The organism is Pandoraea sp. NPDC090278 (genome assembly GCF_044772185.1).
GTDB lineage: Bacteria > Pseudomonadota > Gammaproteobacteria > Burkholderiales > Burkholderiaceae > Pandoraea.
The window spans coordinates 7,742-29,078 of sequence record NZ_JBIVYJ010000010.1; the positions used below are offsets into that span (position 1 = coordinate 7,742).

Below are 21,337 nucleotides of genomic sequence, written 5' to 3' on the forward strand. Positions count from 1 at the left end.
CGAACCACCAGAAATCGAATGGAGATGGCCTCGCGTCGCGCATGACTCGGCAAGCGAGCAAGCGCCACGCGAGGCCTTAGTACATCAAGCCGCATCGGCCTCCAGATCGCCGAGCAGGTCGTCCAGTGCACTGCGTGTCTGCGCATCGAGCGCTGCGGGTGCTGCGACCGCCCACGCGGCGCAGAAGTCCGACAACACCGGTGTCTCGAACAACTGACGCAACGCAACCGGACGCCCCGACGCCGCTTGCAGGCGCGCCACCATCTGCGTCGCCAGCAGCGAGTGGCCGCCCAGCGCGAAGAAGTTGTCGTGACGGCCCACGCGCTCGACGCCGAGCACCGACTGCCAGACCTGCGCGACGTCCGTCTCCACACCGGCCTCTGGCGGGACAAACCGCGCCGCAGCCGCCTGCGGTGCGGGCAGCGCACGACGGTCGAGTTTGCCGTTCGGTGTGAGCGGCAACGCGTCCAGACGCAGCCACTGGCCCGGCATCATGAACACCGGCACACGCGTGGCGAGGTGCTCGCGCAGACGCTCCCAGAGCCCCTCGTCATCGGCACTGGCGACGACGTACGCCACCAGTTGTTCGTCGGCGCCCTCGCCTCGCACCAGCACGGTGGCATCACTGACTTCCGCGTGCGCCAGCAACTGCGCCTCGATCTCTCCCGGCTCAATGCGGAAGCCCCGCAGCTTGACCTGCTGATCGCCGCGCCCGAGATAATCGAGCGTGCCATCAGGCAGACGCCGCACGCGGTCGCCCGTCTGATACATGCGCGCACCGGCAGGCCCCCACGGATCGGGGACGAAGCGCTCGGCGCTCAAGGCAGGACGTCCCAGATAGCCGCGCGCCAACCCATCGCCACCGACGTACAGATCGCCCGGCACGCCCATCGGCACTTCTGCAAGCGATGTATCGAGCACACGCCAGCCGATATCCGGCAGCGCCTCGCCAATCGGCGACTGACCAATGCCTGCCTCGGCCGCCTCCGGCGTCACGACGCCATAGCTCACATAGACGGTCGTCTCCGTCGGCCCGTACATGTTGATGACGCGGGTCTGCGTGCCGAAGTGCGACCACCACGACGCGAGTCGGCGTGGTGTAAGCGCTTCGCCCGCCAACACGATGTGGCGCAGCGTGGTCTGCGAAGCGTCCGGCGGTAAGGCCGCCAGAATCTGATAGAACGCCGACGGTGTCTGACACAGCACCGTCACGCGTTGCTGCTGGATCATCGCCCACAGCGCCTGCGGATCGCGGCTCGTGTAGTACGGCACGACAACCAATCGCCCGCCATGCGACAACGCGCCGAAGATTTCCCACACCGACACGTCGAACGCATACGAGTGGAACATCGTCCAGACGTCGTCCGGACCGAAGCCGAACCAGTCCTCCGTCGAGTGCAGCAGACGCATCAACTGACGATGCGCGACCTGCACGCCCTTCGGCCGTCCCGTCGAGCCGGACGTGTAAATCACATACGCCAGCTGGTCGACGTGAATACGTACTTCGGGCGACGTGGTCGGCAGCGTCGCGTCGCGTGACAGCGCGTCGATGCTCACACTGTCCTTCGGCAACCACACGGGTGCGCCGAGCGCGGCGTCCGTCACCACGACCTTGATGTCGGCGTCTTGCACGACGTAGCCGAGGCGCTCGTCCGGATACGCGGGGTCAAGCGGCACGTAGGCCGCACCGGCTTTGAGCACCCCGAGAATGGCGACGATCAGTTCGACGCGACGCGTCAACGCAATGCCGACACGATCCTCACTCGCCACACCCCGGCGCAGCAACGCGTGCGCCACACGGTTCGCCTGCGCGTCGAGCTCCGCGTAGGTCAGCGAGTGCTCGCCATCGGTGACGGCAATGGCATCCGCTTGCGACGTCGCGAAGGCCGCAATCGTCCGGTCGACGGTCGTCGTTACGTCAAACGTCCGGCGTGGTCCGCGTTGCGTCGGCCATGCGGTGTCGGCGTCGTGCAGCACGACATCCGCAACACGTACAGCACCAGACGTCTGCGGCGCGCACAACTGCGCCAGTAGGTCATGCAATTGCGTCCACAGACGTTCCACCGCACCGTCATCGAAATGCTGACGGTCGTAGCTCATGCGCACGTCGATGGTCTCGCCGGACGCGATGCCAATCGTGAGCGGGTAATGCGTGGTCTCCACATTCACGATGTCGCCGAAGCGCAGCGCCTGCGCGCCCTGCGCCCGAAGCGCACGATCCACCGGATAGTTCTCGAAGACGACCAGGGAGTCGAACAGCGCCTGCCCCGGCCAGCCGACCCAGCGCTGAATGTCGTAGAGCGGCGTGCTCTCGGCTTCGCGCAGCGCGAGGTTGTCCTCCTGCAAACGGTGCAGCCAGTCGTCGAGTCCTTCCGACGGCGACGGGCCCTGCACCACCGGCAACGTGTTGATGAAGAGCCCCATCATGCGCTCAGCACCCGGCAGCTCCGCCGGACGACCGGAGACGGTCACGCCGAAGCACACGTCGCGCTTACCCGTGTAACGCTGGAGCAGCAGCGTCCACGCGCCTTGCACCAGCGTGTTGACGGTCAGACGTCGACTGCGCGCGGCGCGCTGCCATGCCTGTGCGCTCGTCGCGTCGACCCGGAACGTGCGCTCGCCGTGCCCCTGCGCTGGCGCCGTCGTGCGCAGAACGCTCTCGTGCAATTGCGTCGGCGATTCGAAGGCGGCCAGCCGCTCGCGCCAGAACGACTCGCCGTCCTGCGGCGCGTGTTCCTCAAGCCACGCGATGTAGTCGCGAAAACGCGGCGCAGTGCCTTCCACTGACGGTGTGCCGGACAGATACGCCTGAAGAATTTCGCCGATCAGCTGTGCGCTGCTCCAGCCGTCGAGTAGCACGTGATGCAGCGTCCAGATCAGTTGCCACGCGTCGTCGTCCACCCGCACGAGCGCCACACGCTGCAACGGCGCGACGGAAAGGTCGAACCCCTGTGCGCGTTCCTGCTGCGCCAGTTCCGTCAGCACACCCGCGCCCTGCTGAGCGACACGTTCGCGCCAATCGAGCAGACGCAGCGCCTGCGGCACTTCGCGGTGCACGAGTTGCAGTGGCGGCGCGCCGTCTCGCCAAACGAAGCTTGTGCGCAGGATCGCGTGACGTTTGACGGCGGCCTGCCAAGCGGCGGCAAAGGCGTCGGCCTGTAATCCTTCGAGACGAATCTGAAGCTGGTTGATGTACGACGCGCTGTCCGGCGCGAGACGCGCATGAAACACCATCCCCTGCTGCATGGGCGAGAGCGGATAGGCGTCTTCGAGATCGGCGGCGGGCACCGGCAGATCGGCCAGCGCGGCTTCGGTCAGTCCTGCCAGAGGGAAGTCGGCCGCGCTTTTGACCTGTGCGTCGACGCTGGCCGTGACGAGCGTTCCCAGCGCCGCTTGCATGCGCGCAGCCACAGCGGCAATCGTCGCTTCGCGGAAGCGCTGGCGCGAGAAGCGCCAGTAAAGACGCAGGCAGCCGTCGGCAATCGCCCCGTCGACGGACAGCCAGTTGCCCAGCGGTGCGGACGCGTCGCGGGCAGCCCCTGCCGGGGCGTCGCTCGGCGCGAACCGTCCTTCGCCGAAGCCTGCGTCGACGCGGCCGAGATAGTTGAACGTGATGCGGCTCTGCGGCAACGCGGCCATCGCTTCGCGCACTGCGGCGCTCCCGCGATACCGCAACGCGCCGAATCCCAGTCCGGCGCGTGGCACGGCCCGCCACATCCGCTTGAGCGCGAACAGCGTTTCGCGCGGCGATGCCGAGACGTCGACCGCCAGCGGATAGACCGACGTGAACCAGCCGAGCGTGCGGGTCAGATCAAAGGCCTCCGTGCCCGGCACGTCGTCGCGGCCGTGGCCCTCGACGCACAACGCGATGCGCCCTGCCCCGGTCCACTCGCCGACGGACTGCGCCAGCGCGGCAACGAGCAGCTCGGGCAAGCGTGCGCGGTCGTTCGCGGCATCGAGCAACCGGCGCGTGGCGGACGCGTCGAGTGCCACGGTGACTTCCGCTGCATCTGCCTGACGGTCGCCCTCGGTTGGCGTAGCGTCGACAGGCAGCGTGTCGTGTGCGCCCTGTAGTGTTTCCGTCCAGAAAGTCGCTTCCTGCTCAGCCTCGGACGACGACGCCCAATCACGCCAGTAAGTCGCCCAAGCGCCGTACGACGTGCCGTTGTCCGCCAGAGCAACGGGTTGTCCTGCTTCGCGCTGCGCAAGCGCACGCTGCAAATCGCCCAGCAACACGCGCCACGACACACCGTCGACGGCAATGTGATGGCAGACGAGTAGCAGACGCTGACGTCCCTCCGGCAGATTGACGAGCACCGCGCGCAGCAACGGACCGTTTGCCAGCGACAGACCGCGTTGTGCACGATCGGCGGCGGCAAGCGCCTGCGCTTCATCGGCGACGTCCACGACATCCAGTGCGACGAGTGATGCGTCGGACGAAGCGCGCTTTTGTTGCCAGCCGTCGTCGTTCCGGACGTAGCGCATTTGCAGTGCTTCGTGATGCGCCGCGACGGCCTGCAACGCCTCGCGCAGCGTGTCGCCATCGAGCGGACGTCCAGCGTCGCGCACGTCCACCTGCACCCACTGATTCCAATGGTCACGCTGTGGGATCGGTTCGCCGAAGAACCACGACTGGATCGGCAACAAGGGGATCTCGCCCACTTCGCCAGCAACAGCCTGCGCCACGGCACCCGCCATCGTTTGCGCAGGCATCGCCACAGCGGCCAGTTCCGAGAGCGTTTGATGGCGGAATACGTCGCGCACCGTAATACGCCAGTGCGCCTCGCGCGCCCGGCTCACCAGTTGCAGCGCGATGATCGAGTCGCCTCCGAGCGAGAAAAAATTGTCGGCCCGGCCGACTTGCGCCGCGCCGAGCAATTGCGTCCAGATGGCCGCGAGATCCGCTTCGGCCCCGGCGCGAGGCGCCTCCGCACTCGCGCTCTGCCACACCGGCTCCGGCAGACGCTTGCGGTCGAGCTTGCCGTTGACGAGCTTGGGCAGCGCGTCGATCACCAGAATCTGTGCGGGCACGAGATACGCGGGCAGACGCGCGGCGAGGGCTTGTCGCAACTGCTCGCCGAAGCTCGCCGCATCGACGCCATCCGGCGGCGTGGCGCTAACGTGTGCCACGAGTTGCACACCCGCCGGTCCCTGCGCCGTGCCGACGACGGCTTCACGCACGCCCGCCTCGGCCAGCAATTGTGCTTCGACTTCACCCGGTTCGATGCGGAAGCCGCGCACCTTGAGCTGCTGATCGCGACGTCCGAGGTACTCCAACGTGCCATCGTCCAGCCAGCGAACGCGGTCGCCGGTGCGGTACATGCGCGTGCCCGGCGCACCCCACGGGTCAGGCAAGAACCGCTCCGCGCTCTGGCCGGGACGCGCCAGATAGCCGCGTGCCACGCCTTCGCCGCCGAGATACAGCTCACCCGCCACGCCGACCGGCACCGGTTGCAGGCGCTTGTCCAGTACGTACGCGCGACGCTCGCCGACGAGCGAGCCGATGGGCGCATACGGCGTCGGGCTCTGCATGCCCGTGTGGACCGTCCAGTTCACGGGTGTGACGACCGTCTCCGTCGGCCCATAACCGTTGAGCAGCCGCACCGGTTGCAGCGTGCGTGTGACGAGCGCCAGCGTGTCGCGAGACAGCGCTTCGCCGCCGCACGAGTAGATCAGTCCCGGCGGCACGGCGTCCGGATGCGCTTCCACCCATTGCGCAACATGACGCAGCAGCGCCGTCGGCAGCCCGGCGTTGGTCACGCGACGGCGCACGATCTGCTCGCAGATTTCCTCTGGCGTCCATTGACGCGGGCCGCGCAGCACCACGCATGCACCCTGCGACAGCAGCGTCAGCCAGCGCTCATGCGCACCGTCAAACGAGAGAGACGCCACATGTAGTTCGCGAAAGTCCGGCGTCATGCCGAATAGACCGGCGATGGCGCGGCAATGCATCGCAATCGGGCCGTGCGAGACGGCGACGCCCTTCGGCCGCCCCGTCGAGCCTGACGTGAAGATCACATAGGCCAGTTGTGCGGGATGCAGCGCGGGCAGCGCCGCCGTTGTAGCAGGCGAATCGGCCTCGGCGATGTCCAGCGCTGCCACGCCCGACGGCACACGCGCGAGCCCTTGCCCGTCTGTAATCACCAGCGGAATACCCGCATCGGCGCACAACTCGGCCACGCGCTCGGCAGGATGATCGACGTCGAGCGGGACATAAGCGCCGCCTGCGCGCAGCACCGCGACCATCGCGACGAACACGTTCGTCGAGCGCGGCAACCACACGCCGACACGCGTCTCTGGTGTCAGACCATTCGTGAGCAAGCGCGCCGCCAGCGCGTCTGCTCGACGCAGCAGTTCGCCGTACGTCAGCACATCGTCATCGCATTCGACGGCGATGGCGCCGGGACGACGCGAGGCATGATTCGCGATCATGTCCGGCAGCAGGCGCGTGTCGTTCTTTGCGACGCCTGCATCGTTTGCGGGGCTGCCCCAGCGGCGGATGGCGGCCAGTTCGTCTGCATCGGCAAGCGGCAGGTCTTGCAAAGGCGATGCCGCCTGCGCGACGAGCGCGGTGAGCAGCGTCTGCCAGTGCGCGCAGATGCGCTGCGCCGTTTGCGACGAGATGACATCGCAGGCGTAGCCCAGCCCGCCGCCGAGCGTACCGTCCGGCGACTCTACAATGCCCAGATCGAGATCGAACTTTGCCTGCGTGGTCTCGCCGTCGAGCACCGTTGCAGTGACGCCCGGCAACTGCAACGCCGATGCCGCATGACGCCGCTGATGGTTCACCATCACCTGAAACAGCGGGCTATGACTCAGACTGCGCGCGGGCGCAAGGCGCTCGACCACCTGCTCGAACGGCACATCCGCATGACGCTGCGCGTCGAGCAGCGTGTCGCGCACCTGCGCCAGCAAGGCGCCGAAACCCGCCGACAGATCGACGCGCGCACGCACGACCACCGTGTTGACGAAACACCCGACCACGCGCTCCAGGGCGGTGCGGCTGCGATGACTCACCGGCACACCGACACGCACATCGACGGAGGTGGCATCCATATCGTCATCGGTCTGGCCCGCGGCGTAGCGGGCCAGCAGCGCTTGAAACGACGCCAGCAAGACGGCGAACGGCGTGGTGCGGGCGTCGCGCGCCAGGGCGCGAACGCGCTCCGCCAGCGGCGTTGGCAGCGTGAACGCCACGCGTCCGCCTTCGGCGTCACGCTGCGCCGGGCGATGACGGTCGAGCGGTAGCGCCAGCAAGTCGTCGGCATCGGCGAGTTGCGTCGCCCAGTAATCCAGTTGCCCGGCCAGCGCTTCGCCGCCCAGCCGAAGCCGTTGCCAGATGGCGTAGTCGCCGTAGGTCGGGCCGGTGGCCTGCGTCGCGGGCGTCTGTCCGTTGCGCACGACGGCGTAGTCTCGGGCGATCTCGCCGATGAGCACGTCGAGCGAGCCACCGTCGGAGATCAGGTGATGCATCGTCAGCACCAGCACATGGCGCGTTTGCGTCACACGCAGCAACGTCGTGCGCACAAGCGGGCCGAGCGTCAGATCGAAAGCGCGGCGGCTGACGTCCGTCACCGCGTCGCGAACGTCGGTCCCGGTCGCCCCTGCGGCCAGCGGCACGATGTCCAGCGGCACATCGACGCGGGCATGCACGTGCTGCATGAGCTTGCCGTCCGCCATATCGAACGTCGTGCGCAGCGCGGCATGACGTGCCACGGCAGCGGCAAAGGCCTGCGCCAGCGCCGCCGTATCGAGATCACCATCGAGCTGTACCGCGCCGGTGATGTGATAGGTGTCGTGGCGCTCGTCCAGTTGCAAGAGCGTCCACATACGCTGCTGCGCGAACGAGGCGGCGGCGCGCTCGACGTCCTGCCCTTCCGTACGGGACACCCAGCCGTCGAGCGGCAAGTGCTCACGCACGTCGACGCCCTTGCGTTCGAGCAGCGCGATCATTGCCTGCCGTTGCGTCGGGGCCATACGGGCGAGTGTCGTTTGAATGTCGTCTTTCGTATCAGCCATGCTTAGTTTGCCCATGAGTTGCCTCCGGCCCGAGCAGCGCCTGCAGCGCCTCGGGGGAAAGGGATTCCATTTCGCGCAGGGCGGCTTGCAGGTCGTCGTCGGCGACCGCCGGGCTGGCGGGCGATGTGCCGGTCGGCACGTCCAGCGCCTCGGCCAGCGCCGTCAGTCGGCTCGCTTCGAAAAGTGTGCGCAGCGGCACATCGAGCGACAGCGCATCGCGCAGCCGTGACGCCACCTGCGTTGCCAGCAGCGAGTGACCGCCCAGCGCGAAGAAGTCGTCGTGACGCCCGACGCGCGGCACACCCAGCACGCCCTGCCAGATCGAAGCGATGCGCGCTTCGATGCCATCGCGCGGCGCTTCGAACTGCGCCGCACCGGCGGCTTCGGGTACAGGCAACGCGCGACGGTCGAGCTTGCCGTTCGGGGTGAGCGGCAAGGCATCGAGACGCAGCCACTGGCCCGGCACCATGTAAGCGGGCAACTCGCCGCCCAGATGGGTGCGCAAACGCGACCACAGCGCAGCGGTATCCACGTCGGTGGCGCGGTCCTGCGGCGACACCACGTACGCCACTAATTGCTCGCCTGCGCCGTCGTCCCGAACGAGGACGGCGGCGTCCGTCACGTCTTCATGACGCAGCAGTTGCGACTCGATTTCACCCAGTTCGATGCGGAAGCCTCTCAGCTTGACCTGTGCGTCGCCCCGACCGAGGTAGTCAAGCGTGCCGTCTGCCAGCCGACGCGCACGGTCGCCGCTGCGATACATACGCTCGCCCGGTGCGCCCTTCGGGTCCGGCACGAAGCGCTCAGCCGTGAAGCCCGCTTGTCCGAGATATCCACGCGCCAGCCCGTCGCCGCACACGTACAGATCGCCAGCGACACCCGGCGGTACTTCGTTGAGACCTGCGTCCAGCACACGCCATTCGAGGTCGGCAATCGGCTCGCCGATGGGTGAACCCGTCGTGTCGTCCCGATGCAGCACGTGCTGGCTGACGTGCACCGTCGTCTCCGTAATGCCGTACATATTGGTCAGACGCGTGGCTTCACCAAAGCGCTGCCACCACGCGGCAAGCCGCGCGGGGGTGAGTGCTTCACCGCCGAAGACGATGTGGCGCAGCGTTGTCGACGTCGCGTCCGACGGCATCGCACCGAGCCACTGATAGAACGCCGAGGGCGTCTGGTTGAGCACCGTCACCCCTTCGCTGGCGACGAGCGTCCACATTGCGGCCGGATCCCGCGCCGTGTCCTGCGACACGACCACGAGCCGCGCACCGTGCGCGAGCGCACCGAAGATTTCCCAGACCGAAAAGTCGAAGGCGTACGAGTGGAACATCGTCCAGACGTCGTTCTCGTCGAAGGCGAAGTCCTGCGACGTGCCCGTGAGCAATCGCATCAGGTTGCGATGCGTCAGTTGCGCGCCCTTTGGACGCCCGGTCGACCCCGACGTGTAGATCACGTAAGCCAGTTGGTCAACGTGGACGTCGCGTGCCGGGGCATGATCCGGCAGCGTGGCGTCGGCGAGCATCGATTCGAGGGTCATCACCTCACCCGGCAGCCACGACGCCCCGGCCAGCGACGCCTGTGTGATCGCGTGCGTCACCCCGGCGTCTTCCACCATGTAGCTCAGACGCTCACCCGGATACGCCGGATCAAGTGGCACGTACGCAGCGCCCGCCTTGAGAATGCCCAGCATCGCGACAATCAGGTCCGTGCTGCGCGACATGGCCAGCCCGACACGCGCCTCGGGCGCGACGCCCGCGCGGATAAGCGCATGCGCGACGCGGTTCGCGCGGGCGACGAGGTCCGCATACGAGACGCGGGTGTTGGCGTCGCACACGGCAATCGCGTCACCCCGCACGACGGCCTGCGCGTCGATCACGGCATGTACGGGCAACGGCACGGCAACGCTCACCCGCGTACGGCCGTTACCGTTGCGCTGACCGGCCACGTCGTCAGTCGTCATTGCAAGCCGCGCGACGGGCGTCGTTGCCTGCGTCATGGCGACATCCAGCAGCGTCAGCCATTGCTCGCCGAGACGGCGCACGGTCGGCGCGTCGAACACGTCGCAGGCGTACGTCAGCCAGCCGCGCAGTGCGCCCGCTTCGTCCTCTTCGGTATCGAGCGCGAGGTCGACCTGCGCATGATGTGCACGTCGCTCGATAGCCTGCATCGTCACACCGGCCAGATCGCTCAGCGGTGCGAAGGCGCGCTTCTGGTGATTGATGGACACCTGGAACAACGGATGCCGTGACACGCTGCGCACCGGTGCCAGGTGTTCCACCAACCGTTCGAACGGGACGTCGGCGTGCTGTTGCGCCCCGAGCAGTTGGTCTCGCACCTGCGTGACGAGCGCAGCAAACGTCGTCGGCAATTCGATCTGCGAGCGCAGCACCTGCGTGTTGACGAAGAAGCCCACCACCGGCTCGACGGCTTCGTGCGCGCGCCCGGCCACGGGCATCCCGGTACGCACATCGCCCTCACCGGTGACTCGATGCATCAGCAGATGGAAGGCGGCGGCCATGACCATGAAACGGGTAACGCCGTGCTCACGCGCGAAACGGTCGAGTCTTGCGGGCAAGCCCGGCGGCATCGTGAGGTCGATGCTGGCCCCCGCCCCGTCGCGTACGACCGGTCGTGCGCGGTCGAACGGCAAGGCCAGCTCCGGATGCGTCGTGCCAAGCTGCTGACGCCAATAGGCGAGCTGTGCGGCTTGCGCGGGACCGGCCAGTTGTTCGCGCTGCCACACGGCGTAATCGCCGTAACGGAGCGATGAATGCAGCGATGAGGCCGACGCGTCGCGCACCGGCTGGGTCCTGCCCGCGTGCGCACGATAGGCGCGCGCCAGATCCGCGACCAGCAGATTCATCGACCAGCCGTCCGAGATCAGGTGATGCATGACCAGCATCAGCACGTGCGACTGGCCGCCGAGTTCCATAAGATGAACGCGCCAGAGCGGCCCGTTCGCCAGATCGAAGGCGTCAAGCGTCAGCGACTCAAGACGCGCTTGCACGGCAGCATCCGCAGCGTCGCCGGACGTCCCCGCCGCAACGGCATCGCGCGTGAACGCGACCGGCAGCACGGCATGGACGCGTTGCTCTGGTGCGCCGCCCTCGGCGGCATTGATGGCGATGGTCGTGCGCAACACATCGTGCCAGTCCGACAACGTCTGTAAGGCGCGCTCAAGCGCGTCGGCCTGCAACGATCCATCCAGACGCAATGCACCGGCGATGTGATACGCCCCCGCGCGCGGTGCCATCTGCGTCTCCAGCCACACACGCATCTGCGACGACGACAGCGGGAACGTACTGCGATGGTCGTCCCCACGCGTCGGCCCGGTGACGGCTGGTGGCGTTTGCGCGGACTTCGCTTCGGCAGGCGCGGCCAGCGTCGCCAGTCGCGCCACCGTCGGATGCGACGCCAGATGCTGCGGCCCGACCTTGATGCCGCGCTTGCGCAGTCGCGCAATCACCTGCAACGCGAGAATCGAGTCGCCGCCGATGTCGAAGAACGCATCGTGACGGCCGACCTGCTCGCGTTTGAGCACCTGACACCAGATGGCTGCGATGTCGGCTTCTGCGCCGTCGTGCGGCGATTCCGCCGACGCCGCGCCCGCGTTTTCCTTTGTGGTATCGACGCTATCGGTCAGCGTCGGCAAGGCGCGACGATCCACCTTCCCGTTTGCAGTCAGCGGCAGCTTGTCGACGCCGTCGAGTCGCGCTGGCACCCACGCGGACGGCAGCGCCTCAGTCAACGCGGTGCGCACAGCGTCGACCGTCGCCTCGCCCGTGAAGACGCCATGCAGCCATGCGCCCCCCGGCCCATCGTGACGGGCAACAACCACGGCATCGACCACGCCGGGCACGCGACGCATTGCCTGCGCCACTTCCGCCGGTTCCACGCGATAGCCACGAATCTTGACCTGATCGTCCATCCGGCCGAGGTAGACCACAGCACCGTCGGCGCGCTGCACCGCGCGGTCGCCGGTGCGATACAACCGTGCACCTGCGCGCCACGGGTCCGGCACGAAACGCTCGGCCGTCTGCGCAGGTGCGCCGAGATACCCCCGGGCCAACCCTGCGCCGCCCAGATACAGCTCACCGGCCACACCCGGCGGCAACGGGTTCAGGTCGGCATCGAGAACATGCGCGTGCAGGTTCGCCAGCGGACGACCGACAGGCACAGGCACCTCCGCAACGTGGCCGACGACATGCGTCAGCGCCCCGACAGTGGTCTCCGTCGGGCCGTAATGATTGAGGACAGCCAACGTCGGACGCGCCGTACGGATCTGCGCAACGAACGACGGATCGAGCGATTCCCCGCCTGTCACCAGCACCGCGCGCGGCAACACCGCTTTGCCCGCCGCGTCGAAGAGTCCTTTCAGGTGACCCGGCACGATCTTGAGCACGTCGATCGGACGCGCTGCACACCACTCGGCAAAGCGCTGCGCATCGAACGCGCACGCTTGCGGTACGAAATACAGCTGACGGCCGAGTGCCAGTGCGCCGAACAACGTCGTGTGACCGAGGTCGGCGGCAACGGTCGACGCCATCGCGAATCCGCCCGGCTTGCTCGCCGTATCGACACCGCCCTCACGCAGACGCGCCGCCACCGCCTGTACGTAGTTGTGCAGCGCCCCACGACTGACGACGACACCCTTCGGCTCACCTGTCGACCCTGAGGTGTAGATCACGTAAGCCGCCTGCGCAGGATGCACGCGGACCGGCGTCGGGGCTCTCGTGTCGACGCTCGCGTCCGCGATGTCGCGCCAGCGAATGGGTGCCGCGTGCGTGATCGCATGTGTCTGATCGTCGACGATCACCGCCTTCGCACCGCTGGCGCTCACCAGCTTTTCCAGACGCGCCACCGGTTGCGCGGGGTCGAGCGGCACGTACGCTGCACCGGCCTTCCACACGCCCAAAATCGCGCCAACCAGCGCCGCGCTGCGAGGCAGACAGATGGCGACACGATCCTCCGGGCCGATCCCCTGCGCCTGCAACGTGACTGCCAGCCGGTTCGCGAGCGCATCGAGTTCGTCTCGGCGATAGGTCGCGTCTTCACCTTCGGCGGCCAACGCCGCGCCATCGCTTGCGACATGCGCCTGCCAGTCGTCCAGCAAGTCCTGCGACGGCCAGACAACGGTCTCGACCGTCTGTGGCGCGTCGTTCGTCAGTCCGATCTGCCCTAACGGCGTGGCCGACGTGCCGAGGCTGTCCGCCACCGCGCCCAACAACGCCACGAACTGCTCACCGAGGGCTTGCACGGCGTTGTCGTCGAAACGCTCACGGGCGAACGCCAGTACGAGACGCAATCCGTCATGCTGCTCGACGATCAGCGACAACGGATAGTTGTTGCGCGCCTGCGTGCCACGCTCCAGCAACGACAGCCGCAACCCATCGTCGCGCTGACCGAGCAATGCAGCATCGAGTGGATAGTTTTCGAAGACGACGATGCTCTCGAACAATGCACCGTCCACGCTTTCACCGTCCCGCTGCGCCTCGCGCGTGATGGCGGACAGCGCGACGTGCTCATGCTCACGCGACTGCGCCGTTTGCGTCTGAAGCTCGCGCAGCCAGTCGGCGACCGGGCGACGCGCGTCGAACGTGGCGCGTACCGGTAGCGTGTTGATAAACAGACCCGCCATGCGTTCGATGCCCGGCACGGGCACGGAGCGGCCCGATGCCGTCACGCCGAACACCACGTCGCGCAATCCGGTATGACGCGCCAGCAGCAGCGCCCATGCGCCCTGACATAGCGTGCCTGGCGTGACGCCAACGCGACGGGCTGCGTCGCACCACGCCTGCCATTGCGAAGGGGCGAGCGTCCATGCCGCTTCGCCGTGCCCCGCCGCTTCAGTGGTCGTACGATCCTGACGCGCAGCCGGTAGCGGCGTCGGCGCGCCCACGCCGTCCAGCAATTGCCGCCAGTGTGCGAGCGATGCGGAAGCGTCCAATTCACGCTGCCACACGGCAAACTCGGCGAACGACGGCGCGGCCTGCGACTCGCCATCCGTCGACACCGCGCCCTTGGCTAGCGCGACATAGCGCGACATCACGTCGCTCAGAATCAGGCCGGTGCTCCAGCCGTCGAGCGTAACGTGATGGCTGCTCCACAGCAGCCACCAGCGCGACGCGCCAACGCGAATCAACGCCAGACGTGGACGATTCGCATGCACGAACGAGAAACCGGCGGCGCGCTCAGCGGCAAAACGAGCGTCCAGACGCGCGTGTTGCTCCACCTCGCTCAATTCGCACCAGTCTTCCTGCGGCAGCAGATCGACCGCCTCGGCCACCGTCTCGGGTGCGTGCACCAGCAGCAGCGGCAGTTCGCCGACGTCGCTCACATAGGCCGTGCGCAACGCCGCATGACGCATGACCACCTCGCGCCATGCCTGTGCAAAGGCCTTCGTATCGAGTGCGCCGTCGATGACGAAGCCCTTCTGATAGAAGTACGGATCGGCGGTACCCTGCTGCTGCGAGTAGAACAGCAGGCCTTGCTGCATCGATGTGGCGGGCACCACGGCTTCGATCTGCTGCATCGACGCAGGCAATGCGGCGAGTTGTTCGCGCGTGAGGCCCGCATCCGGGAAGTCTTCCGCGACGACCGGTTCGTGACCCGGCAACGTCTCAGCCAGCGCACGCAGCGTCGCACCGATCTCGTCGACGAGCGCCCGGACGTCGTCGCCTGCGAGGCGCTCGCGGTCGTAACGGCACACGAGCCGCAGCGTGTCGCCGCGCTGCCAGACGTCGAGCGTCAGCCAGTTCGGCGGCGCAACGTCGGGCTCGTGCGACAGGCCCCCGTCGACGATGCCGTCCGTGTCGGTGCGTCCGAGGAAGTTGACCGTGACGTGGCCTGCGGGCAGCGCGTCGAGCGTCTGACGGGCGTGCGGCGTGCCGAGGTAACGTAGCGCGGCATAGCTCGCACCGTCGTGCGGCACGCGTCGCCAGGCTTCGCGCGCGGCGGCCAGTGTGCCTTCGGGCGTCGCGCCGACCGGAATGGTGAGCGGCCACGCCGCCGTGAACCAGCCTAGCGTGCGCGACAGGTCGCCCTGCGCCTCGCCCCCACGTCCATGACCTTCGACGTGGACGACATAACGCTGTGCCCCCGCACGCTGGCCCAGCGTGTGCGCGACGGCGGCACTCAGCGCCTCATGCATCCGCACACGGCGCAGTTGTGTGAGCGGCATCGTGATGTCTGCGGGCCACGTGTGTTCGATCTGGCCAGTCCCCGCTGCTGCGATCTCCGGCTTCGAGAATTCCACCGAATCCACGGCACCGGCCAGTGCCTGCTGCCAGACGTCCAGCGCTTCCGTTGCGGCGTGGCTTTGCGTCCAGTCATGCCAACGCTGCGCCCACTCGCGCATCGACTGACCGACGATGGGTAATGCTCGCTCAGCCCGAGCCGCCCGCGTATTCCCAAGCGCCGTTTGCAAATCGTCCAGCAGAATGCGCCACGACACGCCGTCGATCACCAGATGGTGCGCGACGAGGAAACAGCGCAACTCGCCTGCCTCCGTGCGCACCAGCAGCGCACGCAACAGCGGACCGTCGGCCAGCGACAGACTCCGTTGGGCCTGAGCGAGTGCGTCGGCCAGTTGCGCGTCGTCGCACATCGCCGCGTGCCAGAGCAGATCGTCGGCGGCATGCGGCGCGACGTAGCGTGCCTGCCATTGGCCGTCGTGCTCGGTGAACCGCAGCCGGAGCGCATCGTGATGCTTCACAACGGTAACCAGCGCTTCACGAAGGGCCGTCATGTCCGTGCCTTCGGGCAGCGTCACTTCGATCCATTGGTTCCAGTGATCGCGGCGCGCGATGGGCTGACGGAAGAACCACGCCTGCACCGGCGTGAGCGGCACCTCGCCTTCGAGCGGCTCGGGCGCTCGCGTGGCACCGTCCCCTTCGGCAACCGCCCGTGCCTGTGCCGCGAGACGTGCGAGCGTCTGATGACGGAAAACGTCCTGCGCGCCGACTTGCCAGCCCGCCTGACGTGCGCGTCCGACCATCTGCAACGCGACGATGGAATCGCCGCCCAGCGCAAAGAAGTTGTCGTCTCGGCTCACCGACGGCACGCGCAGCAGATCCTGCCAGACGGCCGCCAGTGCACACTCGGCCTCGCCCTGCGGTGCCTGTCCGCCAGCACTACCCCAGATCGGCGCAGGCAACGCCGCCCGGTCGCGTTTGCCGTTGGGCAGCTTCGGCAGCGTCTCCAGCACGATCACGAGCGACGGCACCAGATAGTCCGGCAGACGACCCGACAGCGCCACGCGCAGCGCTTCGCCATCAAGTCCCTTGCCCGCGACATAGGCGACGAACTGATCGCCCGCAGGCCCCGCCGCGACGACTGCCAGTGCATCGTCGACGCCCGGCTCACGCAGCAATTGCGTCTCGACTTCGCCCGGCTCGATGCGGAAACCGCGCACCTTCACTTGCTGATCGAAACGACCGAGATAGACGAGCGTGCCGTCGGCCAGTCGACGCACCCGGTCGCCCGTGCGGTACATGCGCGCGCCCGGCTCACCGCGCGGGTCCGGCACAAAGCGCTCGGCCGTGAGTGCTGCGCGTCCGAGATACCCTCGCGCCACGCCCTCACCACCGAGATACAGCTCGCCCACCGCGCCGAGCGGCACTTCACCGAGCCACGGATCGAGCACCCACGCGCGGCGGCGTCCCACCGGCTCGCCGATAGGCGCATACGCCTGACCTGCGATCTGCGCAGCCGGTTGCGCATCCAGCGCGCCGTCGATGGACCAGGCGACCGGCGTCATCACGGTCTCGGTCGGACCATAACCGTTGATCGTCTGCGCCGGACGGAACATCGCCTGCGCCGCGCGCAGCGCGGGCCACGCCATCGCTTCGCCACCGAACGAGAGCAGACGCAGCGCCGGTGCGCCCGTCGCTCCGCTCGTGGCGAGACGGCACAGATAGGCCGTCGGGAAACCGGCATTCGTCACACCGTGACGACGCATCGCGTCAACCATCGTCTGCGGTGCCCAGTGACGTTCGTCCGCAATGAACAACGACGCGCCGCAAATCAACGGCGCCATCCACCGCTCGTGCGCGCCGTCGAAGTTGATCGAGAGCACGTGCAGTTCACAGACCTCGGGCGTAAGGCGGTATTGCGCACCGGTCGCCACGCAGTGCATGGCGAGCGGACCGTGCGCCACTGCCACGCCTTTCGGCGTGCCGGTCGAGCCGGACGTGTAAATCAGATAAGCCAGTTGATCGGGATGCAGCGAGATCACTGGCGGATGTTCGGGCAGCGAGTTGTCCGCCATGAGATCGGCTACCACGGCGCGACGCGCGGGGAGCCACGGCGCGTCGGCCAGCGAAGCTTCGGTGAGCGCCAGCGAAATGCCCGCGTCATCGATGATCTGCGCCAGCCGCTCCGCCGGGTAAGACGGATCGAGCGGCACGAACGCACAACCGGCCTTCATGATGCCGAGCAGCCCCGCAATCATGCCCGTCTGGCGCGACATCGCCAGTCCGATGCGCGCCTCCGGCGCAACGCCCCGCGCGAGCAACCAATGCGCGATGCGGTTGGCCCCACGTACGAGTTCGGCATACGTGAGCGTGCCGGATTCGTCCCGCAACGCGATGGCGGACGGTTGAAGCTGCGCTTGCGTATCAATCAGCGATGGGACACTTTGAAACGGCGTCGGCGCTTCGGCGGACGCAATGCGATGCCCTGCGTCCAACGCACTTTCAAAGGCAACGTCGAGCGACGCCAGCGGCTGCGTCGGGAGCGCGAGCAGCGTCGCCAGCCCGGCGCACCAGTCCGCGCCAAGGCGCTCGATGGTCGGCGCGTCGAACAGATCCGTCGGGAATGTGAGACGGGCACGCAGCGTTACGCCATCGAGCGGATCTGCGCTGTTGCCTGTCATCGCCTCGTGAAGCTCATCGATGTCGAGCGCGAGGTCGTACTGCGCCCCGCCGGTCAGCGGCTGTGCGACCACATTCAGGCCCGCTGGCCAGCCCGTTGCGGCGCGCGACGCGGCTGCGTTCGCCACGTGATGGTTCAACATCACCTGAAACAGCGGCGATTGTCCGAGGCTGCGCTGCGGCGCGATGCGTTCCACCACGCGCTCGAACGGCGCTTCGCGGTGCGCCTGCGCGTCCAGCGCTCCATCGCGCACCTGCGTCACCAGCCGATCGAAGTCGGCTGCCGGGTCGATCTCTGCGCGCCACACCTGTGTGTTGACGAGACAGCCGAGCATGCGCTCCAGCCCGGCCACGTCGCGCTGCGCAATCGGCACGCCCACGCGGATATCCGTCTCACCAGCATAACGATGCAGCAGCCATTGGAACGACGCCGCCAACACGATGAACGGCGTCGCCTTGCGTTGTGCCGCGTAGGTCAGCACGTCACGCGTGAGACCCGCCGGGAATTCGAACGCGAGCGTGTGCCCCGCGCCGCTGCGCAACGCGCCCCGCGCGCGGTCTACAGGCAACGCGAGCACGGGCGAAGGCTCCGGCAGATGCGTCTGCCACCAGTCGAGCTGACGGCCAAGCGCCTCGCCATCGACGCGGGCATGCTGCCAATGGGCGTGATCTCCGGGCTGGACAGACACTGGTGCCAGCACAGGCGCCTCGCCGTTGGCGAATCCGCTGTAGACGCGTGCCAGTTCGTCGACCAGCAGAGTCATCGACCACGCGTCCGTCAACAGGTGATGCAGGACGAAGACGATTCGATGCGCCTCGTCCGACAGACAGATCGACGCCACGCGCCACGGCGCGGAGGTATCGAGGGCAAACGGCTGTGCGAGGAGCGCATCTGTCAGACGGGACGCTGCGGCATCAGGGTTCGCATCGCCCGACACATCGTGGCTCACGAGCGGCACGTTGGCCTTCGCATGCACGATCTGAACGGCGACGCCGTCTCGCTCGTCGAACGTCGTGCGCAAGGCGTCGTGTCGAGCCGTGATCACTTCGAGCGCGCGGGCCAACCCGTTCGCGTCGAAGCGGCCCTTGACGAGCAGTTGGCCGCCAACGTGATACGCCGCGCTGTTCGCCGGATCGAGACGATGAACGAACCACAGCCGGGACTGGGCAAAGGACTGACGGAAAACACGCGTGTCCGGGGTTTGGGCGAGCGGTGTCGCGGGCGGGATCTGTGAGGCGGCGTCGAGGGCTTGCGCACCCGAGGCAGGCGCGAGCTTCGCCAGTTCCCGCACCCACTCGCCCAACCGCGCATGTTCGTACAGCGAGGCGGGCGTCGCCTTCACGCCGAGACGTTCATGCGCGCGCGCCAGCACTTGCATGGCAAGCAACGAACTCCCGCCGCACAGGAAGAAGTGATCGTCGGCACGGACCTGTTCGCGCCCCAGCACTTCGCGCCAGATCTGCGCGACGGCGTCGAACGTGGCGTCAGTCGGTGCAGCGCCGGGCTTGTCGTTCGATGTCGCCTTTGCCGCATCGTCCCCGACAATCGCACCGTTCTGCCACGTCGCCCATGCATCGAGCGAGCCGTCTCGCCAGCCCTTCGCACAGGCACTGCGCTGCAGCTTGCCGCTTGACGTCTTGGGCAGCGCGCCGGGATTGAGCAGCACGACAACCGACGCCGCTTGCTGGCAAACGTCGGAGACCGCCACGGCGATCACTTCGGCGAGCGTCTGCGGTGGCACCATCTTCTGCACGCCGCGACCGACTTCCGCCGCGATACCGATACCCGGCTCGCCATCGATATCGACGGCGAACGCCGTCACGCGGCCCTTGCGCACGAGTTCGACGTCCGCCTCGACGGCCTTTTCCAGATCCTGCGGATACAGGTTATGGCCGCGCACGATGATGACGTCCTTGCAGCGGCCCGTGATGTACAACTGATCGGCGTGCACGAAACCCAGGTCGCCCGTGCGAAGCCAGCGCTTGCCGTCCGCCTGCACAAACGTCCGTGCAGTCGCCTCCTCGTTGTGCCAGTAGCCCTGCGCGACGCTCGGCCCGCTCACCCATATCTCGCCCACGCCGCCCGTCGCCACCGCCGACGGTGCGACGTCAGGCGAATCGTTCCACGTCATCAGACGCACTTCGTGATCGAGCGGCGTCGTGCCGCATCCGACCAGCATCGCACCGTCATCGACCGATGTCTCAGCGCGTTGACGCGCTATTGCGCTGCGGTCAAACTCGACGGCCGTCATGCCATCCTCCCGCTGTCCGCCGGTGACGAACAGCGTCGCCTCGGCCAGTCCGTAGCAGGGATAGACCGCCTTCGGATCGAAACTCGCAGGCGCGAACGCCTCGCAGAAATCGACCAGCGTGTCGTGCCGCACCGGCTCCGAGCCGGAGAACGCCAGCCGCCAGCCGCTCAGATTCAGCGTGCCGATGGTCGCGGCGTCGATGCGTTGCGCGCACAGGCGATAGGCGAAATCGGGGCCACCGCTGACGGTGCCACCGAATTTGTCGATGGCGCGCAACCAACGCACCGGTCGCTCCAGAAAGAACTGCGGCGACATCAGCACGAGACGCGCCCCGCGATAAATCGGAGAGAGCAGTCCACCGATCAGCCCCATGTCGTGATACAGCGGCAACCAGCTCACCATGGTGTCGTCGCGCGTCATGCCCAGCCCGGCGACGATGGCGGTTTCGTTGGCCATCAGATTCGCATGGCTGACCATCACGCCCTTCGGCGTGGACGTCGAACCCGAGGTGTATTGCAGGAACGCCAGATCGCCCGGGGCAACGGTCGTCTCCTGCCACTCGTCCGCTAGCGCATCGTCGATCTCGTCGATCACCACGATCTCGACACCGCGCAACTCGGGCACGGCGTCGCCGAACGCGAGCATGGCGTCGCGATGCTGACGGTCGGTCAGCACGAAGCGTGCACGCGCGTCGTGCAGGATCGAGCGCACGCGCGCCAGATGCTGCGGACGCGCCGACTCCGGCGGAAACGCCGGGACGGCGATGGCGCCGGCGTACAGGCAGCCGAAGAAGCCCGCCACGTAATCCAGCCCCGTCGGCATGAGCAGCAACCCGCGCTCGCCATAGGCGCCCCCTTTCCCGTTGGCGGCAAGACGTTGCAGCGTGGCGGCCACCGCGCGGGCGCGCGTGTCGAGCCCGGCACAGGTCAGGGCCTGACCGTCGCCCTCGTCGCTGGACACGGCGCGCAGTGCCTCGCGATCCGGCTCAAGCCGGGCACGGGCGCGCAGAAGATCGACGATGTGTTCGATGGGAACGCCGGGCGCTCCCTGAGAAGGCGCCGTCGACGAGACAGGGCCGAAGGGGACGGGCAAGCGGAGAGCGTCGTTCATGACGGTAGCGACTCACGAAGCAGGAACGGAATCAAAGACTGGCGCATCACGGACTCGGGGCCGCCGGGCCGCGACGCGTGGTAA

2 protein-coding genes are annotated in these 21,337 nt (G+C 67.5%); both read right to left on the minus strand.

Features of this window, described 5'->3' with window-relative positions:
* Positions 1-84: 84 nt before the first annotated feature.
* On the minus strand, positions 85-8,019 hold the full coding sequence (locus ACIQWO_RS26050) for an amino acid adenylation domain-containing protein (protein WP_402830409.1): 7,935 nt from the start codon (positions 8,017-8,019) through the stop codon (positions 85-87).
* A complete protein-coding gene (locus ACIQWO_RS26055; RefSeq protein ID WP_402830412.1) occupies positions 8,012-21,253 on the minus strand; it encodes an amino acid adenylation domain-containing protein in 13,242 nt (4,413 codons plus the stop codon). The genes ACIQWO_RS26050 and ACIQWO_RS26055 overlap by 8 nt, the downstream gene beginning before the upstream one ends.
* Between the last annotated feature and the right edge of the window lie 84 nt (positions 21,254-21,337).

Bases quoted from the DNA above. Each gene is read 5' to 3' on its own strand.
- ACIQWO_RS26055 (WP_402830412.1), bottom strand. From the start codon at position 21,253: ATGAACGACGCTCTCCGCTTGCCCGTCCCCTTCGGCCCTGTCTCGTCG.
- ACIQWO_RS26050 (WP_402830409.1), bottom strand. From the start codon at position 8,019: ATGGCTGATACGAAAGACGACATTCAAACGACACTCGCCCGTATGGCC.